Origin of the sequence: Bordetella muralis, assembly GCF_965139205.1 — a bacterium.
Classification (GTDB): Bacteria; Pseudomonadota; Gammaproteobacteria; order Burkholderiales; family Burkholderiaceae_B; genus Bordetella_A; species Bordetella_A muralis.
The window spans coordinates 135,273-160,527 of sequence record NZ_CBCSIU010000003.1; the positions used below are offsets into that span (position 1 = coordinate 135,273).

Sequence of the window (25,255 nt, forward strand, 5' to 3'; positions counted from 1 at the left end):
ATTTCAACTTGAGAATTGGGGATTGCTGACGACCACCACTCGCTGCACGAATATGCCGGGAGTCACAATCACCTCGGGATCGAGCTCGCCCAGCTCCACCTTATGCTTGACTTGTACGATGGTGGTTTTCGCGGCCTGGCACATCACCGGACCGAAATTGCGCGCCGTCTTGTTGTAGGTGAGATTGCCCCACCTGTCGCCTTTCTCGGCCATCACCAGCGCATAGTCAGCGTGCAGCGGGCGTTCAAACACATAGAACTGACCGTCGATCTCTTGGACGTGCTTGCCCGCTGCCAGCTCGGTGCCGTAGCCCGTGCGCGTATAAAAGCCCCCCAGCCCAGCGCCCGCCGCATGCAGGCGCTCTGCAATCGTGCCCTGTGGAACACATTCCAATTCGATGCGGCCTTCGGCGTAGAACTGGTTGAATACGTAAGAATGACTGGCCCTCGGAAAAGAACAGATCATTTTCCGGACTCGCTCGGCCTTTATCAGCGCCGCCAAACCGACTTCGTGATTGCCTGCATTGTTGCTGACCATCGTCAGGTCGCGTGCTCCCTGCTCAAGCAATGCATGCAGGAGTTCCGTCGGATGCCCCGCTCCGCCAAAGCCGCCGACCAGAACCGTCGCCCCGTCGGGGATATCGGCCACCGCCTCATGTACGTTGTCCTTGAACTTGTTGATCATCTCAGTCCTGCGTTAATGGAGTTTCAACACGGTTGCATCAAGCGCTGACACTGGCGCCGCCGTCCACCAGAATCGCCTGGCCGGTGATATGACGAGAGGCTTCACTGGCAAGCAGCACCGCAATCCCCTTCAGGTCCTCTTCGCCGCCTACGCGCTCCAGTGGTATGCGGTCCAGCAGCGACTGTCCCAAGCGCTGAATCTGCGCGTCCGCCATGCGCGACGAGAAATATCCAGGACATATGGCATTGACGTTGATGTTGTAACGCCCCCACTCGCAAGCCAGCGTGCGCGTAAAGTTGACGGCAGCAGCTTTCGACGTGTTGTAGGCGATCGTCGATACACCTTTCGCCGTACCGCGCATTCCGGCGGCGGAGGCAACCGTGATGATCTTGCCCGCGCGGCGCGGGATCATCGTCCGGCGGCCGACTTCCCTGGACAGATAAAACACGGCGTTGATGTTCAGGTCCATGACCTTGTGCCACGCCTCATCGGGATAGTCTTCGGCAGGCGCCCCCCAGGTTGCGCCCGCGTTGTTGACCAGCACATCGATCACGCCAAAGCGATCCAGCACACGGTCTACCAAGCCAGGTATGGTGTCGAACTGCGAGAGATTGCCGGGCACGGTGAGCACCTCAATCCCTTGAGACTGCAGGTGCTGCGCGGCAGCCTCCAGCTCAGCTTCTTTGCGGGCGGTGATAGCCAACTTGCAGCCCATCTCGCCCAAGGCCTCTGCTATTTGCAATCCCAGGCCGCGAGACCCGCCCGTAATGAGAGCGACTTTTCCTTCCAACTGAAACAGCGACTTCACGCTCATTGAGTTCTCCTTCCTGGCCGTGCCGATCAAGCTACTTCGAAAAGACCGGCGGCACCCTGTCCGCCACCTACGCACATCGTCACGACGACGTACCGCGCGCCGCGGCGCTTGCCCTCGATCAAGGCGTGCGCCGTCAACCGGGATCCCGACACGCCATACGGATGTCCTACGGCAATGGCGCCGCCATTCACATTGAGGCGATCATCGGGTATGCCGAGATGGTCGCGACAGTAGATCACCTGGCAGGCAAAGGCCTCGTTCAGTTCCCATAGATCAATGTCAGATACCTTGAGCCCGGCCCGCTTGAGCAGACGAGGCACAGCAAAGATGGGGCCGATGCCCATCTCGTCGGGCTCGCAGCCGGCGACAGCAAAACCGCGGAATATGCCCAGCGGTTGAATGCCCCGACGTTCCGCCAGTTTCGCATCCATGACCAGGCAGGCCGATGCGCCGTCAGAGAACTGGCTCGCGTTGGCGGCAGTGATCACGCCGCCGGGCAGCGCAGATCGGACCCCCGCGATGCTCTCGAGCGTTGTGTCTGCACGTATCCCCTCATCCGAAGAGATGGTCACCTCACGGCGCGAGACTTTACCGGTGGCCTTGTCCTGCACTGCCATGATGGTCGTCATGGGTACGATCTCGGCGTCGAACAGGCCGGCGTCGCGCGCAGCGGCAGCGCGTTGCTGGCTGCGCACGCCATAGGCGTCCTGCGCATCCTTGCTGATGTTGTATCGGCGGGCAACGTTTTCTGCGGTCTGCAGCATACTCAGATAGAGGGCAGGTTTATGCTCGAGCAGCCACGGGTCGCGACGCATGTGCATGTTGGCTTCATTCTGCGTGCACGAAATGCTCTCAACCCCGCCGGCAACAATCATCGGCGCGCCTTCGACCATCACACGCTGTGCGGCCAATGCGATGCTTTGCAGGCCTGTGGAGCAAAACCGATTGATACTCATGCCAGCGGTCGTGACCGGCAGACCTGCACGCAAGGCGATGGCACGGGCGATGTTTCCACCGGTTGTGCCTTCGAGGTAGGTGCCGCCCATGATGCAGTCCTCGACTTCGGCGGGGTCGACACCGGCTCGGGCAACGGCATGGTGAACCGCATGAGCGCCCAGCGTCGCGCCATACGTCATGTTGAATGCGCCGCGCCAAGATTTGGCCAGACCGGTGCGAGCCGTAGAAACAATGACAGCCTCGTTCATGATGTCCTCAATGTGATCACGGGTTATTTCAATGCGTCGCCGGATTCGGCCAGCTGAACCAGCATCGAGGCTGGCTGCCAGAAATCCGGATTGCGCGATTGCGCGGCAAACCGGCGCATGGCGCGTACCACGTTGTACAGACCGACCTGCTGGGCATAATGCATGGGGCCGCCGCGATGCAGCGGGAAGCCATATCCATTGAGGTATACGATGTCCAGGTCCGAGGCCCGTTGCGCGATGCCCTCTTCCAGGATGCGTGCGCCCTCATTGACCAGCGCAAACACGCAGCGCTCGACGATCTCGCGCGGGCTAAAGCTACGCGGCACGATGGATTTTTCCTGGCGGTAGGCATCGAGAATCTCGGCGACCACGGGATCTGCGTGGGCCGTACGGCTACCGGATTCGTATCGATACCAACCCGCACCGGTCTTCTGACCAAATCGTCCTGCTTCGCAGAGGCGATCCGCTACGCAGGAGAAATCCCGGTCCGGGTTCTCGGCCTGTCGGCGCTTTCGGATTGCCCAACCAATGTCCAAGCCCGCCAGGTCGCCCATGCGATAAGGCCCCATCGCAAAACCGAAGTCCTCGAGAGCTTTGTCAATGTCCTTCGGCGACGCGCCCAGCAACAGCAATTCTTCGCCTGCGTCACGATACCCATTGAGCATACGGTTGCCGATAAAGCCGTCACATACGCCAGAGACTACCGGCTGCTTGCCTATCACCTTTGCCAGGTGGAGAGAGGTCGCCAGCACTTCGTCGGAAGTCTGATCTGCTCGGACGATCTCAAGCAATCGCATAACATTGGCGGGGCTGAAAAAATGCAGTCCCACCACGTCTGCGGGGCGCTTTACGAATCCTGCAATCGCATTGACGTCCAGGGTCGAGGTATTCGTCGCCAGGATCGCGCCAGGTTTCAGCACCGCGTCTAGCGCGCTGAATACTTTCTGCTTGACGGCCATGTCTTCGAACGCGGCTTCGATGACCAAGTCGACATCGCTCAGGTCACTATAGTTGAGGGTTGTCTGCAGCAAAGCAATGCGTTGGTCCATCTGCGCTTCGCTGATTCGTCCTTTACGCTTGGTGGCTTCGTAGTTCTTGCGAATAGCGGCTACCCCCCGCGCAAGCGCTTCGTCGCCCATATCCAGCAAAACCACCGGAATGCCGGCGTTCAGGAAATTCATACCGATGCCGCTACCCATGGTGCCTGCACCAATGACACCAACTCGCCGGATCTCGCGCTTCGGCGTTTGCGGCGAGATGCCCACCACCTTGGTCGCGGCACGTTCGGCAGCGAAGACATGCCGCAGCGCTGCAGATTCAGGGCTGTTCATCAGCTGCATGAAAAGCGCCCGCTCTTTCCTGACGCCCTCATCGAATGGCAGCAGGCAACCAGCAACGGCCTCGACGCATTGCGAGGGCGCCGGCAGTCGAGGGTGAGCGGCAGCCGTATTCCGTCGGACGACTTGCAGGAATGCTTGCGCGTCCGGCTCTGTGATGGCGATGTCGCGCGTGCGCTGGATCGGATCATTGGCGCGAACGCGCTCACGGGCAAACGCCATGGCGGCATCCGCTACAGCGCCCTCAACCACCAGATCAAACAAGCGGGTGGCGGCCAGGTCAACGGCTTTTTCCTTTTTGCCGTTGACGATCATATCCAGCCCCCGTTCCAGGCCCACCAGCCGTGGCAGCCGTTGTGTGCCGCCCGCGCCGGGCAACAGGCCCAGCTTTACTTCAGGCAAACCAACCAAAGCCCGTCCAGTTGCAACACGGTAATGTGTCGCCAGCGCTAACTCGAGCCCGCCGCCCAGGCATATGCCATCGATGGCGGCAACGACGGGCTTGGAATATGCGTCGAGCGCGTCAATGACGTCGCGCAACGTAGGATGCCGGCTCGCTTTTGGCGTTCCGAACTCCGTAATGTCGGCACCACCCGAGAACACCTGCTCGGATCCCGTTATCACCACAGCCTGTACCGCGGCGTCTGCCTCGGCCTGGTCCAGCGCCTCCAGGATCTGTCGGCGTTGCATGTGTCCCATGCTGTTGACGGGTGGATTCTGCATCGTGATCAGAGCGATGCCGTCGACCACGGTATAGGTGAGCTGCGTCATATGTATGAAGAACCTTTCACGTTCGGTGTAATGGGAAAAGCGATACTGGCATTGCCTGCGGCGGTAGCCTAGCCAGGCGCGCCTGTCTGTTCTTTGATCTGTGCTGCCAGATCCAGCAATCGGGGACGAACCTCGTTAAGCAGATATTCGCGTGACATGCGAAACGCAGGCCCGCCGAAGTTCAGCGCCATCAGTGGCTGGTTGCCGCCGAGCCGCAGGCCGACGGCGATGCTGTGCACGTCGGGATTCCAGTCACCAAAGCAGCAGGTGCAGCCCAGCTTGGCGTAGTCTTCCTGTGCCTGCTCGAGCCCGCGTGCGATGGCTTGCCCTGAGCCGATGTCCAGTTCACTGGCGCGTTCAATGACTTCGCGTTGCTCTGCGGAGCCCGCTTCTACCAGATAAGCGCGCCCCATGGCCGTGACGGCAATGGGCACATGCGAACCCATCTGCAGATTCAAGGTCAAGGCGACCTGACTACGGCAGGCCTCTAGATACAGCATCGAAAACCTGTCGCGGGCACCGAGTGCCACCAGACCACCGTAAGCACTCGCCAACTGCTGCATGCCGGGCCTGGCAATCTGGCGTACGTCCAGTTTGGCGAGCATACCGGCACCCAACGCCAACGTAGCTACGCCGAGGTGATATTTGCCGGTGCCCTCGTCCAGCCGCAGGTAACCCAATCGTGCCAGCGTGGCGGTCAAGCGCGACACCGTGGACTTGGGCAGCCCGCAGTGACGCGCGATCTCTTGATTACCCAAAGCGCTGTCCCCGCCGTTAAAGCTGGCTAGAACCTCCAAACCGCGCGCTAGCGCTGTCACGAAATGCCTGTCTTCCGAGTCCGTGCTTTTTGCACGCGGCAGAGTTTCTGTAGAGGTTTGCGCAATGGTCATGTTTTACATCTAGGGCACGACGCCCGGTTCGTTACAGGCCCAGATCGGTGATCAAGGGTTTTTGAGTTTCATACTCGTTCTTGGCGAACGCAGCATAGGCATCGTGATCAAGGTAGTACGTTCTGACGCCGAAGTTCTTGGCAGCGGTCTTGACCTCGTTGTCTTCCAATGCCGCTTTGATGGCTTTGTCCAGCTTTTCGACGATCGGAGCAGGCAGATTCGCGGGACCGCCGATTCCCAGGGGCGATTTCACAACAACGTCGTAGCCGAGTTCTTTCAGCGTGGGCACGCCTTCGAACTCGGGGTTGCGCGCCTCGTCCGCCGTTGCCAGCACGCGTACGTTGCCCGACTTGACCTGAGCGAGAATGCTGTTGGTCACAACCGCGGCCCGCACATGCCCGCCCACCAACGCTGCGGTCGCATCCGCATCGCCTTTGTAGGGGATATGGGTGAACTCTACGCCCTCGCGTTTGCCCAGCATGGCGAGCACGACTTGATTGCCGGTGTACCGCCCCGGCGTACCGTAATCGATCTCGCCCGGATGCTGCTTTGCATAGTCGACCAAGTCCTTGGCCGTCTTGAACGGTGAGTCAGCCTTTACGGACAGCGCAAAGTCATAGGTCAGGATCGTCGCGATGTAGGTCACGTCACGGATGGGATTCCAGGACACCGGTTGCAAATGCGGTTGGCGAAAGATGCCGACCGGCGTCATGGTCAGGGTATAGCCGTCGGGTTTGGCTGTCTGCATCGCTGCCACGCCCATGGACCCGCCTACCCCCGGCTTGTTTTCGATGATCACGGGCTGCTTCAACTGTTTCGACAAGCTGGTCGCCAGCGCTCGTGCCATGACGTCAGTGGTACCGCCCGCGCCATAAGGAACAATGAGGGTGATCGGCTTTTCAGGATAGTTGTCCTGGGCAGCGGTAACTGAGGGGGACTGGCTGACGGCCAGCATGAATATCGCCAAGGCAGCGCTGAATTTCATAGTTGTCTCCGTAGGTGGGCATGTCGAAACTGCAGAAGCCGCGGTAGACGCACACTACATTCGTCAGCCGCAATCCAACGCAGCGTGTAGAACCCGATACCGGATTTTTCCGGTCTTGTATGTGATTTGATGCTAGCATGGCCAAAATAGTTCTGCAATGCAGTTTTATATTCTGCACAACGGAACCAAACCAGCCTTGTTTGATGATTCGGAAGCCTGATGACCAACCTTCTTATCTGCCGCGACCATCTCGATTTTGTGCTGTACGACATGCTGGACAGCGTGTCGCTGACCCAGCGGGAACGCTATGCCGATCATTCTCGCGAGACCTTCGACGCGGCGATTGACGCGGCTCAGCGTCTGGCCAGTCAATATTTCGCCACTCACAATCGGCTTTCGGACGAAAACGAGCCTGAATTCGATGGCCAGACAGTCAAAACGTTGCCCGCGGTGGGCGAAGCGGTACGCGCCTTTGCCAAAGGCGGATTCTTGGCCGCGACGCACGATTACGAACTGGGTGGCATGCAGCTACCGATCACCATTTCTCAGTCGTGTCTGGCATTGTTCCGTGCCGCGAATGTGGGGACCTCTGCGTACTGTTTTCTCACCGCTGCCAATGCAAACCTGATACGCGCGTTCGGCACTGTCGAACAAAAAAAGCGATTCCTGCCATCGTTGCTCGAGGGGCGTTGGCTGGGAACGATGGCGCTGACCGAATCCGATGCCGGATCCTCGGTGCCTGATCTGCGCTCTACCGCCAACCCGCTATCCGACGGCCGCTATTCGATCAAGGGTCAGAAGATTTTCATTTCCGCAGGCGACCACGATATCAGCGAGAACATCGTGCACCTCGTGCTGGCGCGCATTGCCGGCGCGCCGCCGGGCGCTCGAGGCCTGTCGCTGTTCATCGTGCCGAAATTCCGCGTTGACGATGACGGACGAGCTGGTGAATCGAACGATGTCGCGCTCGCGGGCTTGATCCATAAGATGGGCTACCGGGGCACCACATCAACGATGCTCTCATTCGGAGAAAACGATGATTGCATCGGTGAGTTGATCGGAGAACCCGGCCAAGGCCTGCGCTGTATGTTCACGATGATGAACGAGGCGAGAATCGGCGTCGGTATGGGCGCTACGATGTTGGCCTACACGGGCTACCGCCATGCGCTGGCCTATGCAAAAGAGAGACGCCAGGGTCGTCTGCCTGGCGCTAACGACCCGCACAGTCCCCAGGTACCCATCGTCGAACATGCGGATGTGCGGCGGATGCTGATGACACAGAAAGCCTACGCAGAAGGCGCCTTGTCGTTATGCCTCGTCGCAGCCAGATTGGCCGACGACGAGGCGAATCATCCCGATGCGGACGAACGCGCGGAGGCCGCGCTGTTGTTACCGCTGCTGATTCCCGTGGTCAAGTCTTGGCCGGCGCGTTACGGATTAGCGACTAACGATCTTGCAATTCAGGTACACGGCGGATACGGCTACACGCGCGAGTATCCCGTGGAACAGTTCTATCGAGACAATCGCCTGAACGCGCTGCATGAAGGCACGCACGGTATTCAAGCGATGGATTTGCTCAACCGAAAGGTGGGCATGCACGACGGGCAGGCGCTGGAGCGTTTTCACCAGCGTGTGATACGCACGATAGAGGCCGCAAAAGCCAGTGCCAATCCGAAGCTCGCCGAACATGCGATTGCATTAGATCGGTCGTGGCGGGAACTGCGTGAAACGACACGGGTTTTGTTAGGCGCAATTGAGCAGAACCCCCGCGAAGGATGCGCCAATGCGGCCTACTACCTCGATCTGTTCGGTCATAACGTCGTCGCGTGGATCTGGTTGTGGCAGGCTCGAGTCGCGCATGCGCAGATTTCGGCACGTCCTGATCTTGAGGAGTTTTACCGAGGCAAGATAGCGGCGTGCGATTGGTTCTTTCACACTGAACTTGCATTGACGTTGCCGGTGCATCAGTTGCTGCGGGCAACGAAAAATTCGGCGCTGGGGGTAGAGATTGATTGGTTATAGATGATGTTGTGCAGCCGCTACGGTCTGTGCCCCGGGGGATACGCTCGTAGCCCCCCGGCCAGGCGGGACACGGATCGGGCAGCGAGGGGCCGCTCTGTGCGCTGATGGCCGCTAGAGAGTGCTATTTTCCGAAACTTTGTATATGCTATCCCTGACGTCCTACTGCATTAGGTCCCTGTATAGGCTAATCAAAAGGAGGTAAATGCAATGAACAAGACATTCATAGCCATCGCGCTGATGGGCGCGTTGGCGGGCTGCCAATCGGGCGGTGGCATGCACACCAGTTCGGAATTCAACTGTATTGCTGGCACCGTAGGTGGCGCCGTTGCGGGTGGCCTGCTGGGCAGCATGGTCGGCGGCGGCACCGGCAAGACCGTTGCCACGATCGCAGGCGCAGGTGCCGGCGGCTATGCTGGCAATCGCTTAGGTTGCAACTGAGGTCCACCATGAAAAAGACACTGCACCGCCTCGCCCCCATTGCCGCGTTGTCCTTTTGCCTTGCCGGTTTTGCGGCCCAGGCCCAGGCCCAGACTCAGATCCAGCCCCGCCCGACCGAAGCCCAGCTCTTTGAGCGAATGGACACCAACCGCGACGGCAACGTCAGCGAAGTCGAATATCGCACCTTCATGGAACAAGCCTTCACCAAGCTTGACAAGACAGGTGACGGCAAGCTCGCCCGCCCCGAAACTGCCACCGTATTCACGGACGCCGAGTTCACCATGCTGGATAAGAACAAGCGCGGCTACATCACGCGTGATGAATTCATGAGCCAAGTCATGGATGACTTCCGCAAGCAGGATCGTGACGGTAACGGCATGCTGACCCGTTGATATGTTCCGCTGGCGGTGTGAAACTACGGAGTAGTCTTTACACCGCCGCCACGGCCTTTGCCCACTTGGACAACCACCAGCCGTAGGGTTCTGGCCAGCGCGAGAAGTTCGGGTCCACTCCGAACTCTTGCGCGCAATGCTGTACCCAGGACGGGTTGAACAGCAATTGCCGGCCAATCGCGACCAGATCCGCCTTGCCGTCGCGCAACACTTGTTCTGCGTCGGCGCCGGTCCGGATCATGCCCACCGCCATTGTAGGAACGAGGGCCTTGCGACGCACTGTTTCCGCAAAGGGAACTTGATAGAGCGGGCCCCGAGCCAAGTTGGAGTTCGTCGCACCTCTGAGCAGGTTTCCGCCAGAAGAGCAATCGATCAGATCAACGCCGGCCTCTTTCAGGCGTTCGGCCAGCACCACACTGTCTTCCAACGTCCAGCCGCCATCAATCCAATCTGTAGCAGAGATGCGCGCGAAGATCGGCGTTTTATCGGATAGCGCGGCCCTCGTGTCGCTGGCAATCTCCAGGGGGAGACGCATCCGGTTCTCGAGAGAGCCGCCATAGGCATCCGTGCGTTTGTTTGCCAACGGCGTAAGAAAACTCTGCAGCAGATAGCCGTGCGCCAAATGCAACTCAATAATGTCGAACCCTGCACGCTCAGCCAATAAAGCGGTGTGGACAAACTCCCGGCGCAGCAACTGGATTCGATCGAGGGTCATCGCCTCTGGTACCGGCCACCCAGGTGCGAACGGTAGATCCGAGGGGCCTTCTGGCTGCCACAGCTCCTCTCCGCGCGCGATATCGTCTGCAGTCAGGGGACCGTTACCTTGCCATGCTCGCTGCGCACTGGCTTTGCGTCCACCATGATTGATTTGAATCGCCGCCTTACTGCCAAAGCTGTGAATCACATCGGTGAGCCGACGAAAGGCCGGCAGATGATCTTCGCTCCAAAGTCCCAGACAGCCATTGGTAATTCTTCCTCGGCGGCAAACCGCCGTCTGCTCGACAGTGACCAAACCCACGCCTCCCATGGCGAACTTGCCATAATGGGTCATATGAAAGTCATTCAGTGCGGCTTCGTCAGCGATGTACATCGCCATGGGCGACAAGACAATACGATTCGGAAGCGTCACCCCACGGAAGGTGATCGGACTGAAAATCAGATAGTCATTCGACATGATCGACACTCACAAAATATAGGTTTAACGCAACGAGTTAACGGGGCAGATTTCTCAAACTGGGGTGGCAGCGCAGATACGGATCAGCGACGCGCATTTCACCTTTTAGGGTCAGACCGGCATGCCAGGCCCAACGCGGGTTGAATAGCATCCCGCGGCCGACGGCAACCAGGTCGGCTTTTTCTTCGGTCAATACGCGATTCGCCACATCTGGATCGGAAAGCATGCCAACAGCCATCACCGGCAGCCCGGACTGTGCTCGCACCTCGGCGGCGGCAGGGACTTGATAGGCAGGTCCCACAGTGATTCTCTGATCGGGTGAAATTCCGCCGCTCGAGATCGCGACATAATCGCAACCCAATACTTTTAAACGTTCGGCAAACACCACGGACGATGCGATATCCCAGCCACCTTGCACCCAGTCGGTGACGGAAATGCGCACGCCCATGGGTTTTTCGGTGGGCCACGCCTCGCGCATACGCCGGAAAACTTCCAACGGATAACGCATCCTTCCCTCGATGTCTCCGCCCCACTGATCATCGCGGGAATTGCTTAAGGGAGACAAAAAGGTATTCAAAAAATAGCCATGTGCCGCGTGCAACTCCACCAGATCGAAACCGGCGTCGTTGGCCCGTCTGAGTGCTGCAAGATAGCTTTCTGTAATGCGATCCAAGTCCGCGGCATCTGGGCAGATAGGTTCATCTCGCCCTGGATAGGGCTTGGCCGATGCTCCCCACAATTTCCATCCGCCGTCTGATTCCGACAATGCAGCGCCACCCTCCCAGGGCGGGGCAACAGAGGCTTTGCGTCCAGCATGTGCCAGCTGGATTCCCATATAGCTTGCGTTCGGCCGACGGGAAAAATTCACGATTCTCCGCAGACCGTCGACGTGAGCATCGTCCCACAAGCCCAAACAACACGGCGATACACGGCCCTCGGGCACCACGGCGGTGGCTTCCATAATGACCAGGCCAGCACCGGACAGAGACAGGCTACCGTAATGAACGAGATGCCAGTCCGTCACAAGACCGTCGGCATTAGCTGAATATTGCGCCATTGGCGATACCACAATCCGATTCGGCAACGTCAGCTCGCGCATACGATAAGGTTGAAACAACAAATCGTTCACTTGTACCTCTCTCCGTCCGTTGCTGAATCCGATATCAGCAGAGTGTTATGAAGCGATGCGTCTGCACGATTGACGCAGTATCAATTCCGTTGGGATCTCGATCCTCACGGACTTGTCTTCGTGAGTCCGGCTTTCTATTTGGTCAATCAAATTTTCCGCTGCCATTCGGCCCAGCGCTAAGGCGTCATATCGCACAGCGGTGATCTGTGGCGTTACGATCCGAGCGATATCGGTGTCATTGCCGCAGATCAGAGAAAGGTCATCAGGGATCTTTTTTCCGATCAGCTGTAGGGCCTCCAACACACCCGGCAGCAGGCGTACCCCCATCGACAACAAGGCTGTCGGCGGCTTCTTCATATTCATCAGACGTTGAGTCTGCGAAAGCCCGTACTCGGCCGAAAAAGAATCCAGGCAAAAAAGCGCGGGATCAGGCTCAACCCCCGCCGATCGCAACGCCTCCTCGAGTGCGCGAACTCGATCCCGGGCGACTTTCGTGCCCCGGCCGCCTGTAATCAAGGCAATTCGCCGATGGCCCAGGCCCAGCAAATATTCCACTGCCTGACGGGTTCCATGAAAATGATCGGCGCCGATGGACACCGAATGCATGGGAATCTCGCGCTCCATCATCACATGCGGGATACCCCAACTCGAAATGGCAGAAAGTACGGCACTATTATTCTCGTCCTGGATCGTCAGAATCATTCCGTCGGCACGGCGGCGTTTGAAGAAATCCATCAACGCCACTTCCCGCTCGGGGTTGCCATCGCTGCTGGCGGTGACCAACAGATAGCCCTTGGTACTCAGCACCTCTTCAGCGCCTTTGGTCATACTCGAATAAAGCGAATTTCGAATATCGGAGAATATGAATCCGATCATTCGTAGCGACGGCGATCGTATGTTCTGCGCGGCGATGTTCGGACTCCAGCCCAACTCGTCTATCGCCATCTGCACTTTCTTGACATAGGCAGGCCGCACCCCGGGCACATTGTTAACAACGCGAGAGACCGTACCGATCGATACTCCTGCGCGATCGGCGACCTCTTGCACCGTGATTCTGGGGGGTGATGATGGTGACATCGTTTTTTTTGCGCGCGCCATACAAATGCTCCAATTCAGCTGGTTTCTTTCAGCATAGCCACGGCGCCGCAAGAGTGAGTCAAGGCCTTAATTCTCATTCGCCGTAGGTAGTGCAGGTTGGGAAATATCCCATACACCATCGATGCCCGCAACAGCAGGGAATCGATCACGCAGCTTGGGGTCGTGCCCAGGAATAATATGGTCAGGGGTCGCTGCCAAACGTTTGAGCAGCGCCAGGCCGTTCATATAATCCAGCACATTCACGATTACCGGATAGGGATTGGTCAACTCGCCATTCGCGTAGAAATGCATGGCGTCTGACGCGAGAATCACCTGCCCACGGGCCGTCGTCACCTCGACGATTTGCAGCCCTGGCGCGTGACCTCCGACGGGCCGGATGAAAATACCCGGCAGGATTTCGGCAGTCTGGTCTGTAAACGAGACGCGGCCGGCATACAGTGCGCGCAACACCGTACAGACCTGCTCGACATCGTAAGGACGGCGTAGCGTTTCGTGACACATCGCGCAGCCCGTGGCGTGCTGCATTTCGGTCTTGTGCACATGAATCCGCGCATTGGGGAATTTTTCCAGATTCCCCAGATGATCCCAATGCATATGTGTGACGATGACGTCCGTGACTTGCTCGGGTGAGACGCCCAGGCTGCGTAACGCGTCGGTCGGACAACGATGGAACGTGTGCCCACGGCGATTGCAGGTTTCCTCGTCGCAACCGCTATCTACCAGCACGACCTTGTCTTTGGATATCGCCACCCAGACATAAAAATCCAATGGCATGGGTACATCGTGGAAATCCACGGCCGCCATGAAATTGTGCTGTGCCTTGCGGTTTGCCGGGCTGGACGCATAGTGCACGGTGAGCAGTCGATACTGGGAATCGTCCACCTGGAGATTCTTTGACGAATTCATAAATATTCCTCCTCAAGCGCTGTACTACGCAACTCATCCACCGTCCCCTGACGCAGGATATGGCCCGTACGCATCACATAACCACTGGTCGCCACCTTTAGTGCCGGCACAGCCATTTGTTCAGTCATCAGCACCGTTACACCTTCAGCGCGAAATACACGAATCGCCTTGCTGATCTGTTCGATCCACACAGGAGCCAAACCAAGAAAGGGTTCATCCAACAGTAAAAGCCTCGGCGCAGCGCTCATCGCCCGAGCGATCGCGACCATCTGCTGCTGGCCGCCACTCAGAAAACCGGCGTAATCATCCGCCCGTTCTCTGAGCATGGGAAACAAATCAGCCAGCTTGTCGTATACGGCGTTCTGCTTGGCCCGACCGAGCCGCGATGCGCCTGCAAGCACGTTGTCGCGTACCGTCATGGTCGGAAATACGCGGCGCCCTTCCGGGGAATACCCTATTCCCTGATTGGCGCGTTCATAGGGCGGGATCTTTCCCAGGTCGACGCCATCGAGAAGGATAGTGCCCTCGCTGAGGGGTACCATTCCGATGATCGCATTGATTAAACTGGATTTACCCGCGCCATTGGCCCCGACGAGAATGACTGTTTCGCTCTTTGGCACCGTAATGGAAACACCGTTCAAAGCGGAAATACCGCCGTAGCGGACGACAAGATTGCGTGTCTCAAGCATGAGCCTGCTCCTCCTCGGTCGCCGTCCCCAGATAGGCGTCGATCACGTCGCGGCGGGCCAGGACCTCCGCAGGCGGACCATCGGCGATCAGGACGCCTCCATCCAACACGCAAACGCGGGGGCACAGCCGTTTCACGAGATCCATATCGTGCTCGACCAACAGTACGCAACAGCCCATCTCTCTCCGGGCGACCTGCACGTACTGGTCGATGAAAAAACGCTCTTCTTTTTCCAGTCCGGCGGCAGGCTCGTCGAGCAACAGAATACGTGGGTCAGTGGCCAACGCCATGAGCAGGCCCAGCATCTTCTGCATGCCGTACGGTAAGGAATCGCTGAGATGATCCAAACGGTTGAGCAAACCCGCCGTACGCAGGAGCCCGGCCAAATAGGTCTCATCAAGCGAAATCCCTCTCCTGCTGAATAATTTCGCCCGATGCAGGTTCTCGTATACCGATGCCGTCTTGAAGATTTTCGTCTGCTGAAAAGAACGAACCAGACCCATCGCACTTCGGGTATGGAACAGTTTGTCGCTGATATCACGTCCACTGTACAGAATGCGGCCGCTGGTTGGTGCTATCTGACCGGAAACCACGTTGATCAACGTGGTTTTACCGGCGCCGTTAGGACCGATGACGCCAAGCACCTCGCTCGCGTTCAAGGACAAGCTGACATTATTGAATACTCTGTTGCCGCCAAATTGCTTGGAAACGTTATCGACCTGCAGTATCGGACCAGAATGAGCACAAACGTCAGTCATACGTACTCCTTTTCATTTTGGCCCTTGACCTGCCCGGTGGGAGGTCGCCTGCGTGAGAAAACGCGGGTTCCATGTTGCTGGATGAGGCCGATCAGGCCGCCTTTGGCAAACACCACGGCAAGCATCAGTACGAGACCGAACAGACCTTGCGAGATTTCGCCTTGCAAGCTGAATAAATTTGCCGCCCACACCAAAATGCCCGCGCCCAGTAACGGCCCCAGGATTGCACTTTGCCCGCCTACGATGGCATAGGCCACGTAATTGACCGACGACATCGCGGAGAACGACGACGGATGTGCGGTCATTAACATTTCCACCAGCGCAAACCCAGCCAGTCCCGCGATACCTGCGGCAAAACAAAAGCCAATGATTTTGTAGCGGGCGACCGCCAGGCCCACGCTTTGAGCCAGCACTTCGTCCTCGCGGATGGAATCGAATTGAGACTTGAAATAGCGAGTAAGCACCACAGTCAATACGACCGACAACAATGCCAGACCGCAGGCAAGCATCAGCACCGCGTTGTTAGACTCAATGGCATACGTGTCGCCAAAAACCGTGACAGCCGGCAACCCTGCTATTCCGTTCGATCCACCCGTGAAGCCAGGTGTCTCAAAAAGGATGAGCGGCATGATTTCGGCAAGCACAAAGGTGACGAGCACGAAGTACACACCCTTCATCCGCAGGACCAGCAGGCCAAGCGGAATAGCCAGCAGAAACGGCAAGCCGAATGCCGCCACGGTCAAGATAGACAGATCAGTGGTGTCGTGACGCGCGCTCAGAATGGCCGCGGCATACCCCCCGATCGCCATGAAAGCGGGCACCGCAAAAAACATCAGATCCATACGCAGCATGATGTAGACGCTCAGCGCCCCCATCGCCGCAATCATGAACTGCGTCAGAACAGAAACGGCAGCTGCGTCCGTCATGATCGCAGGCAGAATCAGCGCAAGCGCCATCACTGCTAGAGCGATCAACTCCGAAGGCCCGACAATACGTACCAGATTACTTTTTTTCATGATCTCAGGCTCCGCGTGTCCGCACGCCCATGAGTCCGGTTGGCCTCACCAGCAAGACAATCAGAACAAGCACGAACAACATCAGTGCGCCTTTGGACCCGCCCAGATAAACAGCGGCATAGGCCTCGACCAGGCCAACCAAAAAGGCAGCGATCGTTGCGCCGCCCAGGCTACCCAATCCTCCCAAGATGACCACCAGGAAAGAGGCAGCGAGTACGGGATCACCTACGTGAGGGGTGAGCGAGAGTATGGGCGTAACCAATGCGCCGGTCATGCCCGCCAGGCCTGTCGCCAAGGCAAAAGCCAAGGGAAACATCACTCTGGCACGAATACCCAAGGCGACTGCCACCGGCCGGTCCTCGGACAATGCCCGTAGACTGCGTCCGAAGTTGGTCCGGTACAAAAGCCCATAAGTCACCCCGATCGCCGCAAAACAAACTGCAAAAACAATCAGATTGGCCAACGGGAGATACACACCGCCAAAATGCAGCACGCCGTCTACCGGAAACTGAAAGAGCGGTGCATCTGGCCCGAACACCACGACCACTGCAGTGCAGATGACCAGATACAGCCCCAGCGTCAGAATCAACGTTGCCAGGTGGTTGTCGATGACCCGTTCGAGGAGCAGGAGTTCGAATAGATATCCCAGTACGGCAGTCGCCAATGCTGCGCACACGACCGCGAGGGGATAAGGCATCCCGAACCACGATACGCCTACGTATGCCACATAGCCGCCCAGGAGATAGAACCCGCCGTGAGCAAAATTCACCACACCGAGGATTCCGAAAATCAAAGCGAACCCCAAGGCAAGCAATGCATACTGAGCGCCGAGCGAAAGCCCAATCAGGCCCGCTGAGATAAAACTATCCACGATCTCGCCCCTCGTCCTGGGTCTCAATAATCGACAGGAGCTTTAACCTGAATCACAGGTTGTTCCTTGCCGCCAAGAATCGTTCCGATACCAAACGGCAACGACAATTCTTGATTGATCTTGTAGGTGGCCTGGCCGATCCATTTACCCTCACCAAGGTTGGGATCGACCACGTCGAGTTTGCGCAGCACTTCCGCCACCTTGTCAGCGTCGCTGTACGTGCCTGCTTTTTCAATGGCTTGCACCAAAGCCCGGCCACCGGCGACAAACAGATAGAAAAAGTTGTTCTCTGGCGGCTCTGCCTTCAACAGTGTCTTGTAGCTTTCCTGCAGCTTCAACACGTTTTCGTCAATAAAGACCGGTTCAAACCAATAGAAGTCGCGCAGCACTTCCATGCCGCCCGCTACACGAGCAATCTCGACAGTACCCGGTCCGCCAAGGCGCCCGATCACCCCCTTGTAGCCTGCCTGGCGCAATTGCTTGACGAGAATGCCGGCATCGCCCGGCGGGGTCGATACCGTATCTACTGTATCTGGATTGCTGGCCATGATGCGTGTGACAATGGGCGCAAAGTTGGTCGTGCCACGTTGGTAATACTCCAGCTTGGTCGGCACGCCATTTTTTTCATAAATAGCAGCAACTACCTCGGCCACATCAGTACCAGCCTGGTCATTCGGTGCAATCGTCAGTGCACTTTTAATGCCAAAGGTTTGCTTCGCGTGCTTGACGATCGGATCTCCCCATGCAGCCGGGCCCGGGCCAATATGGAACGTGAGCGGCCAACGAGGGCCGATGGCGTCACGCGCATAGCTATCGCTCATCATGAGCATCTTGTTGCGCGTGGCGATCGGTTTCATACCGGTGACCTCCGGCGAACCCATGGGTCCCAGAATGAATTTGACGCCTTGGCTGACAAAGTTGTTTGCCGCTGCGGCAGCGCCTTCTGCGGTGTACTTCGCGTCTATGGCAACGACACGTAGCTGACAGGTTTCGTCTCCGACTTTCATCCCGCCTTTGGCGTTGACTTCGGCCGCCACATAGTCTGCAGCCCCCTTGATCGCCAATCCCCACTGCGTTGCTGCGCCGGACAATGGGCCGGTTGCACCCAGCTTGATCTCACAATTCGCCGCTGCTACGCCGGGCAGAGCCGCTATCGTGCATGCAGCGGCAAGTCCTACAAGCTTCTTTTTCATGTCGTCTCCTCGACCTATTGATTAGCCATAATCAAAGCTATGGCCGTTTTGAATAAATGAAGTAGCGTCAAGCCTTAATGGCTTGTCCGTTCATCCCTGCTCTCGCGCAAACGTCAGAATGCCTCCGCAAACAAAGCGCGGAAGTCCGCTGTGGACGTCGTGCGTGGATTCCATCGGTTGTAATTGGCTTGGGTGCACAACGCTGCGATTTCGTCGAATTTGTCTTCGGTTGCGCCGNCGTCGCGCNACCGGGCCGGTATCGCCAGATCCCTGCACAATGCCTCGATAGCCTCGACCGCAGCACGGGCCGCATCCATCTCGGCCAGTCCTCGCACAGGGCGATCCATGGCGGCGGCCACCCGAGCGAACTTGCGCGGGTTGGCAGAGAGATTGAAACGCGCAACATGTGGCAAACACACGGCGTTGGACAAACCGTGAGACAAATGCCAGTAAGCCCCGACAAAACGCGCCATACAGTGGACGTTGCCCAAACCGGTCTGACCGAATGTGATGCCAGCCAGCGCCGAACCAACCAGCATGTTGAGACCGGCCTGCAGGTTGTCACGGTTCGCGACAAAGGGCCGTATATTGGCTGCCAGCAGCTCGATCGCTTCGATGTTGATGGCGTCGGTGACCAGATTCGCCTGGCGCGAAATATATGACTCGAACGCATGTACAAACGCGTCCATGCCTGAATGCGCCGCCACGTGTGCCGGTAATGTCCGCAAAGCGAGCGGATCGAGGATGGCAAATCGCGCAGGGTTGAGCGCGGCATGGCGAATCGACATCTTCAGGTTCTTTTCGGTATCGGTGATAACACACGATCCCGATACTTCGGAGCCCGTTCCCGCCGTCGTGGGAATGGCGATCAGCGGCAGCGGAGGCGTTGTGAATTTCTCGATACCCTCATAGTCGTGGATACGTCCGCCGTTGGTAGCCAGGATACCGACCGCTTTTGCCACGTCCATGGCGCTGCCGCCGCCCACTGCCAGCAACGCGGTGGCTTGATGTGCCTGGCATGCCGCGAATGCGCGCTCTACGGTGATCGCGCTGGGGTCCGGTTCGATCTCCGAATAGCTCGCAATGGCGATACCTAAATCATCCAGCATCGTGCGGATGTTGGTATAAAACTCGCCGGACAATAGCGCGCCGTCGATGACCACGAACAGTCGATTGCAACCCTGCGCTCGCAGCAGATCGCCGAGTTTACGGTGCGACCCTATACCCATATACAAGCGGGTTGGACAAAAGAATGTGCTGATTTCGGAGACTGCCATGCTGAACCTTTTTGTGTGTTGTCGTGCTATGAACGCTTAGTCGTTGCTATCCCAGTCTTTAGCCAGAGTGGTCCAACGTACTGTTTCTTCGTGGACGAACTTCTGGAATTCGGCCGGGTCCATACCGCCTGGGTTTGCGGCCATGCCTTCGAGCGTTTTGCGCATGACTGGGTCGTCCATACTGGCCTTGACGGCTTGCCAGATGCGCTGCACGACGGCAGGTGGCATATTCTTGGGCCCGGCCAGGCTGTACCAGGTAGACATCTGATAGCCCGACACGCCGGATTCGTCCAGGGTCGGCACGTCGGGCAGGAACCGCGTTCTCTCCAGGCTGGTCACCGCCAGCGGTTTGACGCCGCCACCGTTGATCTGCGCGGCCGCCGAGGCTGCCGAATCCAGGGCAAAGGTGAGACGGCCGCCAATGAGATCCGTCATCATGGGCGCGGCGCCTTTGAACGGTATATGCAGAGCTTGCATACCCGTCTGTTTCTTTAGCAGTTCCGCCGACAGGTGTTGTGTAGTACCGATGCCGGCCGAACCGTAGTCGATTTCCTTGGGGTGCGCTTTGGCATAATCCAGCAGTTCGCTGACGCTATTGACCGGCGAGCTTTTCGCGACGACCAGGACATTGGGCACGTCGGCCACTGTCGTGATCTGCGTCATGTCACGTTCGAAGTCGTACGGCAGATTCTTGTACAGCGCACTGGCTGCAGTGTGACCGACATTGGCCAGCAACAAGGTATAGCCGTCGGGTTTGGCTCGGGCGACGATGCCCGCCCCCAGGGTGCCGCCTGCACCAGGCTTGTTTTCGACGATCACGGTTTGACCCAGTTGCTGTTGCAACTGCATCGCTACCGCACGCGCGACGATGTCGGTTGTCCCCCCTGGGGTAAACGGCGCGACCAATGTGATCGGCTGTTGGGGCCACTCGGCTGCCCGAGCCGCCGTGCCCGGCATGAGGAACATTGCACAGGTGGCGAGCGTAGCCGCGGCACGTGAACTGAGTTGACGCATTGTGTCTCCTGTATTGTTGTCAATCAACGGTGATGTTGAGTTTGGTCAGAATGGGGGCCCAGCGCTGTACTTCACTGGCCAGCAATTCAGCTGCGCCTTCCGGCGTCTGGTTGCGTGGGTTGGGCACTTCGATACCGGAGCCGGACAGACGCTCGCGGGTAGCGGGCGCAGCCACGGAATTGCGCAACGCCTGACTCAGGCGCTCAACGACAAGCGCCGGTGTGCCCTGAGGCACCAGAAGCATGTTCCAGATGTCGTAGTGCAGGTCGGCGAATGCCGACTCGCCAGCGGCTGGCACGTCGGGCAGCGCTGCAATCCGCTGTGGCCTCAACACGGCGACACCGCGCACCATGTTGGACTTCACATAGCCGACCGAGGTCGTGCTGCTATCCACTAGATAGTCCAGATGGCCAGCGATCACATCATTGAGCGCCTGGCCGGCCCCGCGATAATTGACCGCAGTTATTTTCAGGCCCAGCCGCTCGTTTAACAGGACACCACCCAGAAACGAGCCTGAGCCCACGCCGGCTGCACCGAAATTCATCTCCTTGGCGTGATCGCGAGCGTGGGCCGCGAACTCATCCAGACCGGAAACCGGCAAATCTTTTCGTGCCGACAAGACTTGCGGCGCATCGCCGACAGAACCCAAGGCGATGAAGTCCTTGAGGATGTCGTACGGAAGCTTTTTATACAGCGTCGTGTTGGCCGCCAGCGTGCCTACGTTGCCAATGAGCAGCGTATATCCGTCACCGGCCATGCGTGCGGCGCGGGCATTGCCTACGGTGCCACCGGCCCCAGGCGTGTTCTCGACGATGATGGGCTGCCCCAGGTCCTTGGCCATTCCCTCGGCGATGACGCGTGCCAGCACATCCGTGGGACCGCCAGGCGCAAATGGAACGATCAGGACAATCGGCTTGGAGGGAAAGGCACCCCCACTAGCACAGGCTCGTCCCAAGGGGAAGGCGGCACCAGCGGTTGCGGCGGCCGCTCCCAACAGGAGGCGGCGTCGCGCATCGCATGTCTCACTCCGAATGAATTTTTCTTTTTTCATGATTCTTTTGCAGAACACCTCATGGATTGAAAACGACCAGCCGTTCTTCGGTCATCTCGCGAATCGCGTGAGCGGGACCTTCCTTGCCGAAGCCGCTGTCCTTGACTCCGCCAAAAGGCATCACGTCAGAACGGGCACTTGAGGTTTCATTGATCTGTACAGTCCCGAAACGCAAGGTCGAGGCCGCGCGCAAAGCACGATCGATGTCTTGAGTAAACACGCCGGCCGACAAGCCGAACGGGGTCGAGTTGGCATCGCGTATCGCTTCTTCGAAATCGTCGAAGGGCCGCAGGGCCAGCAATGGTGCGAACGCTTCCTGACACCAGACGCGGCCGCCGTCGGGGGCATGCGTCACGATCGCAGGTGTGATGACCGAGCGTTCGCGTTGCCCGCCGCACAGCAGTTGGGCGCCGCCTTGTTCTGCTTCGCGCAGCCAGCTTTCGGCACGAATCGCAGCTTGCTCGCTGATCAGTGGACCGACCTTGGTATCCGGGTCGCGCGGATCACCAGCCTTGAGCGTGGCAGCGAATGCCGCGAGACGCTGGCCGACTTCCTCGGCGATATCCCGCTGCACGTATAGCCGCTGCACAGAAGTGCAGACTTGACCGGCTTTGCGCAGTCCGGCATTGGCGATCTTTGGTATTGCGCGCTCCAGATCTGCGTCGGAGCAGACAATCGTGCTGGCGATGCTGCCCAGTTCCATCTGTGTACGTCGCAGGCCAGCCGCCTGTTGAATGATGCGCCCCACTCTCGTACTGCCCGTAAAGGTGTAGAAAGCGATGTCCTGTTCTTCGAGCAGCCATGTGCCGACAGTATCGCCCTCACCTTGCACCACCGCCAGAAACGCGGGCGGCATTCCTGCTTCCAGAAGCAGTTGTGCCAGCAACGCGCTGGTCAGCGGCGTAAAGGCCGAGGGCTTGAGCACGACCGAGTTGCCTGCTGCATACGCGGGCGCGACCTTGTGTAGCACCGTATTGAGCGGCGCGTTAAAGGGAGTAATGGCACAAACAACCCCAATGGGAAATCGCTGCGTGAAACCCATACGGCGATGTGCGCCAGGGCTGGCACCAAACGGGATGACGTCGCCTACCAAACGTAGAGCCTCGTCCGCGGAAAGACTCAACGTGACGATCGCACGATCGATTTCTCCATTGGCATCAACGATCGTGAAGCCGGCTTCGGCCACCATCACATCGACCAGGCGCGTCCGGTAGGACTCAATCAACCCGGCAGCACGGCGCAATACCAGGGCACGGTCGTGCGGCGGCGGCGGACCGCCGTCAACGGCGGCTCGAGTGACGCGCACAGCCTCGGCCACTTGGTCACGCGTTGCCGAGGTGACTTCGGCCACAGGACGGCCGCTGAATTTGTCCTCGACGGTAAAGCTTGGGCCGCCATCGAGCCATCGGCCATTGATCAGTTGCCCGGTCGGTGGCAGGCCATCGATGTGCAAGAGTGCTGCGCTCATTAGTTGATCCTAAAGTGAAACGTTATCTGGAATTTTTAGCGCTAAATAAGGGATATTTTTATCCTATATCGCAATTTAAATGAAATGATTCATTTTCGAATTATAGGTAGGTCAGCCTGTCATTCGTATCCAGTTTTCATGAAGAGGTGTTTAAAGCAGGTGAAGTCGCTTTACCGCTCAACATCGCCCGGAGCGCGGGGTGGTGGGATTTTCTGAGGGCCGTGAATACAATCCCCTCGGCTCGAGCTTATCTTCGCCAGCAACGACTAATACGCGATGATTTCCGAGGCCAGGCCCAGTAGAAGAGCAACTCGCGAGCGACCCAATCCTCAATTCTCAGGCCCGCTTCTGCGGGCGACGAGCGCGGCCGCCACCAGCAATGAAGTCACTACCGTGAAGATCAAGCTGGCAGCAGCCAGGCCCCACAGCACGGCCGCCAGGCCGATGCCTAATACCGGAATGGACGCGCCGACGAAACAAGCAAGATAGTAGGCGGACGAAATCGACGCGCGATGGCTGGACGGGCTGATTTGGCCGACAACGCGCAGGCTGCCGCCGAACCCCATGCCCGATGCCGCGGCCGTGAGCAGCGTAGCCAGGACCAGCAACCCGAGCGACGCCTCGCGCTGTGCCAGGTAGAACGTGCACAACGCCGGCACCAATAGCATCAGGCCGATGCGCATGCTGCGGTCGCAGGAAAAGTGACGCTCAGCCAGCAGCGCTCCCAGCCCCCCCATGAACAGCACGAACATGATGGCGCCGGTTGCCAAGCCACCTCCCGACGGCAGGATTCCCTGCACGATGCTGGGCAGTAAAGCCAGGTAATAACCAATGAAGGCGAACACGCAAAAGGCCGTCAAGGCGGGAGTGATGAAGTATCGGCGCAAACGCCGCGGTACCGCGATGCGCGGCCGCAGGTCCGGCCGGCCGGATGCCATCGGCCGGTCCGCCGGCACGCGACACAGCAATATCAGCACGCCAACCAGTGCGGCTAGATAGCAGCCCCATGCCAATTGCATGGGCGCGAACGCGTACTGATACAGCACGCCGCCCGCCAGCGGACCGATGGCAGATCCGGCGAAGTTCGCCCCCGCGGCCCGCACAGTAGCATGTTCGGTGTGGTGCTCGGCGTCGATATCTACCAGCCAGGCCGTGCCCGTGCTGGACGCCAGGCCTACAGCCACCCCGCTGACCAGTCGGGCAGCGAACAACCAGATCGTGCCAGCCGCGAAGATGAACAACAACGTAGACAGACAGGCGAGCAGCAATGCGGCCATCAGGATGGGTTTTCTGCCCAGGCTATCGGACAGGCGCCCCAAGAACAGCAGCGCCACCATATTGCCCAACACATAAATCGCGTAAATCTGCGTCAGCGTGAATTCGCTAAACCCGAAAGTTTGCTGGTACGGCAGATAAAAGGGCGTCGCGAGCGTGCTGCCCAGGAACGCGGCCCCGATGATCAGCATGGCGGTGGGGACGCTATGACGATGCCGATATTCTTGGTTGTTCATATAGATCAGCCCATCATAGGCGGGCAGGATGATCCGCTCAACACTCGACAGGTTTCTGCTCCTGAACGAATGTTTCGTCCGAACAGCCCCTGGACTTGGCGCAAGTTGGATGAAATCTTCCACCAAAAATGTAACAACGCCCCTTCCCCCCTTGAACCTCCCGCCATCATCCCTATAATTAGCACTCGCTGCCGGTGAGTGCTAACACTGCTTCCCGGCCTGAAACCCGATTTTTTCACCTTCTATATTTAGAAACAGGAGTTCCTCATGGCCCTGCGTCCCCTGCACGATCGCGTGATCGTCAAACGCCTGGACAACGAGCGCAAAACTGCCTCGGGCATCGTTATCCCTGATAGCGCCGCTGAAAAGCCGGATCAAGGCGAAGTCGTGGCCGTTGGCCCGGGCAAGAAGACCGAAGACGGCAAAGTGCTGCCGGTCGATCTGAAGGCTGGCGACAAGGTTCTGTTCGGCAAGTATGCCGGCCAGTCGGTGAAAGTCGACGGCGAAGAGCTGCTCGTCATCCGCGAGGAAGAAATCCTCGCCGTGATCCAGTAATTACCTGA

24 protein-coding genes and 1 pseudogene are annotated in these 25,255 nt (G+C 58.4%); 4 read left to right on the forward strand and 21 right to left on the reverse strand.

What is annotated here, in order from left to right; translation table 11 throughout:
- Positions 1 to 3: 3 nt before the first annotated feature.
- The 6 genes from ACNA0I_RS07245 to ACNA0I_RS07270 form a co-directional block, all read right to left on the reverse strand.
- Entirely contained in the window at positions 4 to 684 is a 681-nt protein-coding gene (locus ACNA0I_RS07245) for a 3-oxoacid CoA-transferase subunit A (RefSeq protein ID WP_415805403.1), read from the reverse strand.
- A 37-nt stretch (positions 685 to 721) separates the two neighbouring features.
- Positions 722 to 1,498, reverse strand: coding sequence for an SDR family oxidoreductase (locus tag ACNA0I_RS07250; RefSeq protein ID WP_415805404.1), 777 nt, complete (start codon positions 1,496 to 1,498; stop codon positions 722 to 724).
- A 26-nt stretch (positions 1,499 to 1,524) separates the two neighbouring features.
- A complete protein-coding gene (locus tag ACNA0I_RS07255; protein ID WP_415805405.1) occupies positions 1,525 to 2,703 on the reverse strand; it encodes an acetyl-CoA C-acyltransferase in 1,179 nt (392 codons plus the stop codon).
- 23 nt (positions 2,704 to 2,726) lie between these two features.
- Positions 2,727 to 4,811, reverse strand: coding sequence for a 3-hydroxyacyl-CoA dehydrogenase NAD-binding domain-containing protein (locus ACNA0I_RS07260; protein ID WP_415805406.1), 2,085 nt, complete (start codon positions 4,809 to 4,811; stop codon positions 2,727 to 2,729).
- 68 nt (positions 4,812 to 4,879) lie between these two features.
- Positions 4,880 to 5,701 (reverse strand): IclR family transcriptional regulator, encoded by an 822-nt coding sequence (locus ACNA0I_RS07265; RefSeq protein WP_415805407.1) that lies wholly within the window; start codon positions 5,699 to 5,701, stop codon positions 4,880 to 4,882.
- Between the two features lie 31 nt (positions 5,702 to 5,732).
- The gene (locus tag ACNA0I_RS07270; protein WP_415805408.1) at positions 5,733 to 6,686 is read right to left on the reverse strand and encodes a tripartite tricarboxylate transporter substrate binding protein; all 954 of its coding nucleotides are present in this window, start codon (positions 6,684 to 6,686) and stop codon (positions 5,733 to 5,735) included.
- Positions 6,687 to 6,905: 219 nt separating this feature from the next.
- Here ACNA0I_RS07270 and ACNA0I_RS07275 point away from each other — a divergent pair, with 219 nt between their 5' ends.
- From ACNA0I_RS07275 to ACNA0I_RS07285, 3 genes are all read left to right on the forward strand, one after another.
- Positions 6,906 to 8,708: an acyl-CoA dehydrogenase gene (locus tag ACNA0I_RS07275; protein WP_415805409.1), complete on the forward strand. Its 1,803-nt coding sequence runs from the start codon at positions 6,906 to 6,908 to the stop codon at positions 8,706 to 8,708.
- A gap of 207 nt (positions 8,709 to 8,915) precedes the next feature.
- Entirely contained in the window at positions 8,916 to 9,146 is a 231-nt protein-coding gene (locus tag ACNA0I_RS07280; protein ID WP_415805410.1) for a glycine zipper 2TM domain-containing protein, read from the forward strand.
- 8 nt (positions 9,147 to 9,154) lie between these two features.
- Positions 9,155 to 9,538 carry an EF-hand domain-containing protein gene (locus tag ACNA0I_RS07285; protein ID WP_415805411.1) on the forward strand — a complete coding sequence of 128 codons (384 nt, stop codon included), beginning with the start codon at positions 9,155 to 9,157 and terminating at the stop codon, positions 9,536 to 9,538.
- Between the two features lie 37 nt (positions 9,539 to 9,575).
- Here ACNA0I_RS07285 and ACNA0I_RS07290 read toward each other — a convergent pair whose 3' ends face one another.
- The 15 genes and pseudogenes from ACNA0I_RS07290 to ACNA0I_RS07360 form a co-directional block, all read right to left on the reverse strand.
- On the reverse strand, positions 9,576 to 10,712 hold the full coding sequence (locus ACNA0I_RS07290) for an NADH:flavin oxidoreductase/NADH oxidase (RefSeq protein ID WP_415805412.1): 1,137 nt from the start codon (positions 10,710 to 10,712) through the stop codon (positions 9,576 to 9,578).
- 37 nt (positions 10,713 to 10,749) lie between these two features.
- Positions 10,750 to 11,841 carry an NADH:flavin oxidoreductase/NADH oxidase gene (locus ACNA0I_RS07295; RefSeq protein WP_415805413.1) on the reverse strand — a complete coding sequence of 364 codons (1,092 nt, stop codon included), beginning with the start codon at positions 11,839 to 11,841 and terminating at the stop codon, positions 10,750 to 10,752.
- Between the two features lie 45 nt (positions 11,842 to 11,886).
- Positions 11,887 to 12,990 (reverse strand): LacI family DNA-binding transcriptional regulator, encoded by a 1,104-nt coding sequence (locus tag ACNA0I_RS07300; protein WP_415805414.1) that lies wholly within the window; start codon positions 12,988 to 12,990, stop codon positions 11,887 to 11,889.
- 15 nt (positions 12,991 to 13,005) lie between these two features.
- Positions 13,006 to 13,845, reverse strand: a complete 840-nt coding sequence (locus ACNA0I_RS07305; protein ID WP_415805415.1) for an N-acyl homoserine lactonase family protein — start codon at positions 13,843 to 13,845, stop codon at positions 13,006 to 13,008.
- Positions 13,842 to 14,534 carry an ABC transporter ATP-binding protein gene (locus tag ACNA0I_RS07310; RefSeq protein ID WP_415805416.1) on the reverse strand — a complete coding sequence of 231 codons (693 nt, stop codon included), beginning with the start codon at positions 14,532 to 14,534 and terminating at the stop codon, positions 13,842 to 13,844. Before ACNA0I_RS07310 ends, ACNA0I_RS07305 begins: the two co-directional genes overlap by 4 nt.
- The gene (locus ACNA0I_RS07315; RefSeq protein ID WP_415805417.1) at positions 14,527 to 15,291 is read right to left on the reverse strand and encodes an ABC transporter ATP-binding protein; all 765 of its coding nucleotides are present in this window, start codon (positions 15,289 to 15,291) and stop codon (positions 14,527 to 14,529) included. Before ACNA0I_RS07315 ends, ACNA0I_RS07310 begins: the two co-directional genes overlap by 8 nt.
- On the reverse strand, positions 15,288 to 16,307 hold the full coding sequence (locus tag ACNA0I_RS07320) for a branched-chain amino acid ABC transporter permease (protein WP_415805418.1): 1,020 nt from the start codon (positions 16,305 to 16,307) through the stop codon (positions 15,288 to 15,290). Before ACNA0I_RS07320 ends, ACNA0I_RS07315 begins: the two co-directional genes overlap by 4 nt.
- A gap of 4 nt (positions 16,308 to 16,311) precedes the next feature.
- The gene (locus ACNA0I_RS07325) at positions 16,312 to 17,178 is read right to left on the reverse strand and encodes a branched-chain amino acid ABC transporter permease (RefSeq protein ID WP_415805419.1); all 867 of its coding nucleotides are present in this window, start codon (positions 17,176 to 17,178) and stop codon (positions 16,312 to 16,314) included.
- A 23-nt stretch (positions 17,179 to 17,201) separates the two neighbouring features.
- Entirely contained in the window at positions 17,202 to 18,371 is a 1,170-nt protein-coding gene (locus ACNA0I_RS07330; RefSeq protein WP_415805420.1) for an ABC transporter substrate-binding protein, read from the reverse strand.
- A 113-nt stretch (positions 18,372 to 18,484) separates the two neighbouring features.
- A pseudogene (locus ACNA0I_RS07335) lies at positions 18,485 to 18,608 on the reverse strand (iron-containing alcohol dehydrogenase); the annotation flags it as partial.
- Positions 18,609 to 18,618: 10 nt separating this feature from the next.
- Positions 18,619 to 19,648 (reverse strand): iron-containing alcohol dehydrogenase (locus ACNA0I_RS07340; protein WP_415805421.1); only part of this gene is annotated, 1,030 nt, incomplete at its 3' end.
- Positions 19,649 to 19,684: 36 nt separating this feature from the next.
- Positions 19,685 to 20,662 (reverse strand): Bug family tripartite tricarboxylate transporter substrate binding protein, encoded by a 978-nt coding sequence (locus tag ACNA0I_RS07345; RefSeq protein ID WP_415805422.1) that lies wholly within the window; start codon positions 20,660 to 20,662, stop codon positions 19,685 to 19,687.
- Positions 20,663 to 20,681: 19 nt separating this feature from the next.
- Positions 20,682 to 21,713, reverse strand: coding sequence for a Bug family tripartite tricarboxylate transporter substrate binding protein (locus ACNA0I_RS07350; protein WP_415805423.1), 1,032 nt, complete (start codon positions 21,711 to 21,713; stop codon positions 20,682 to 20,684).
- Between the two features lie 19 nt (positions 21,714 to 21,732).
- Positions 21,733 to 23,181, reverse strand: coding sequence for an aldehyde dehydrogenase family protein (locus ACNA0I_RS07355; protein ID WP_415805424.1), 1,449 nt, complete (start codon positions 23,179 to 23,181; stop codon positions 21,733 to 21,735).
- A gap of 329 nt (positions 23,182 to 23,510) precedes the next feature.
- Entirely contained in the window at positions 23,511 to 24,692 is a 1,182-nt protein-coding gene (locus ACNA0I_RS07360; RefSeq protein WP_415805425.1) for an MFS transporter, read from the reverse strand.
- Between the two features lie 267 nt (positions 24,693 to 24,959).
- Here ACNA0I_RS07360 and groES point away from each other — a divergent pair, with 267 nt between their 5' ends.
- Positions 24,960 to 25,247 (forward strand): co-chaperone GroES, encoded by a 288-nt coding sequence (groES, locus tag ACNA0I_RS07365; RefSeq protein ID WP_012250823.1) that lies wholly within the window; start codon positions 24,960 to 24,962, stop codon positions 25,245 to 25,247.
- The last annotated feature ends 8 nt before the right edge of the window (positions 25,248 to 25,255 follow it).

Coding starts and splice junctions, on each gene's coding strand:
- ACNA0I_RS07305 (WP_415805415.1), bottom strand. CDS start 13,845: ATGAATTCGTCAAAGAATCTCCAGGTGGACGATTCCCAGTATCGACTG.
- ACNA0I_RS07275 (WP_415805409.1), top strand. CDS start 6,906: ATGACCAACCTTCTTATCTGCCGCGACCATCTCGATTTTGTGCTGTAC.
- ACNA0I_RS07265 (WP_415805407.1), bottom strand. CDS start 5,701: ATGACCATTGCGCAAACCTCTACAGAAACTCTGCCGCGTGCAAAAAGC.
- ACNA0I_RS07315 (WP_415805417.1), bottom strand. CDS start 15,291: ATGACTGACGTTTGTGCTCATTCTGGTCCGATACTGCAGGTCGATAAC.
- ACNA0I_RS07285 (WP_415805411.1), top strand. CDS start 9,155: ATGAAAAAGACACTGCACCGCCTCGCCCCCATTGCCGCGTTGTCCTTT.
- ACNA0I_RS07350 (WP_415805423.1), bottom strand. CDS start 21,713: ATGAAAAAAGAAAAATTCATTCGGAGTGAGACATGCGATGCGCGACGC.
- ACNA0I_RS07250 (WP_415805404.1), bottom strand. CDS start 1,498: ATGAGCGTGAAGTCGCTGTTTCAGTTGGAAGGAAAAGTCGCTCTCATT.
- ACNA0I_RS07280 (WP_415805410.1), top strand. CDS start 8,916: ATGAACAAGACATTCATAGCCATCGCGCTGATGGGCGCGTTGGCGGGC.
- ACNA0I_RS07245 (WP_415805403.1), bottom strand. CDS start 684: ATGATCAACAAGTTCAAGGACAACGTACATGAGGCGGTGGCCGATATC.
- ACNA0I_RS07355 (WP_415805424.1), bottom strand. CDS start 23,181: ATGAGCGCAGCACTCTTGCACATCGATGGCCTGCCACCGACCGGGCAA.
- ACNA0I_RS07290 (WP_415805412.1), bottom strand. CDS start 10,712: ATGTCGAATGACTATCTGATTTTCAGTCCGATCACCTTCCGTGGGGTG.
- ACNA0I_RS07320 (WP_415805418.1), bottom strand. CDS start 16,307: ATGAAAAAAAGTAATCTGGTACGTATTGTCGGGCCTTCGGAGTTGATC.
- ACNA0I_RS07345 (WP_415805422.1), bottom strand. CDS start 20,662: ATGCGTCAACTCAGTTCACGTGCCGCGGCTACGCTCGCCACCTGTGCA.
- ACNA0I_RS07310 (WP_415805416.1), bottom strand. CDS start 14,534: ATGCTTGAGACACGCAATCTTGTCGTCCGCTACGGCGGTATTTCCGCT.
- groES (WP_012250823.1), top strand. CDS start 24,960: ATGGCCCTGCGTCCCCTGCACGATCGCGTGATCGTCAAACGCCTGGAC.
- ACNA0I_RS07260 (WP_415805406.1), bottom strand. CDS start 4,811: ATGACGCAGCTCACCTATACCGTGGTCGACGGCATCGCTCTGATCACG.
- ACNA0I_RS07255 (WP_415805405.1), bottom strand. CDS start 2,703: ATGAACGAGGCTGTCATTGTTTCTACGGCTCGCACCGGTCTGGCCAAA.
- ACNA0I_RS07330 (WP_415805420.1), bottom strand. CDS start 18,371: ATGAAAAAGAAGCTTGTAGGACTTGCCGCTGCATGCACGATAGCGGCT.
- ACNA0I_RS07360 (WP_415805425.1), bottom strand. CDS start 24,692: ATGAACAACCAAGAATATCGGCATCGTCATAGCGTCCCCACCGCCATG.
- ACNA0I_RS07270 (WP_415805408.1), bottom strand. CDS start 6,686: ATGAAATTCAGCGCTGCCTTGGCGATATTCATGCTGGCCGTCAGCCAG.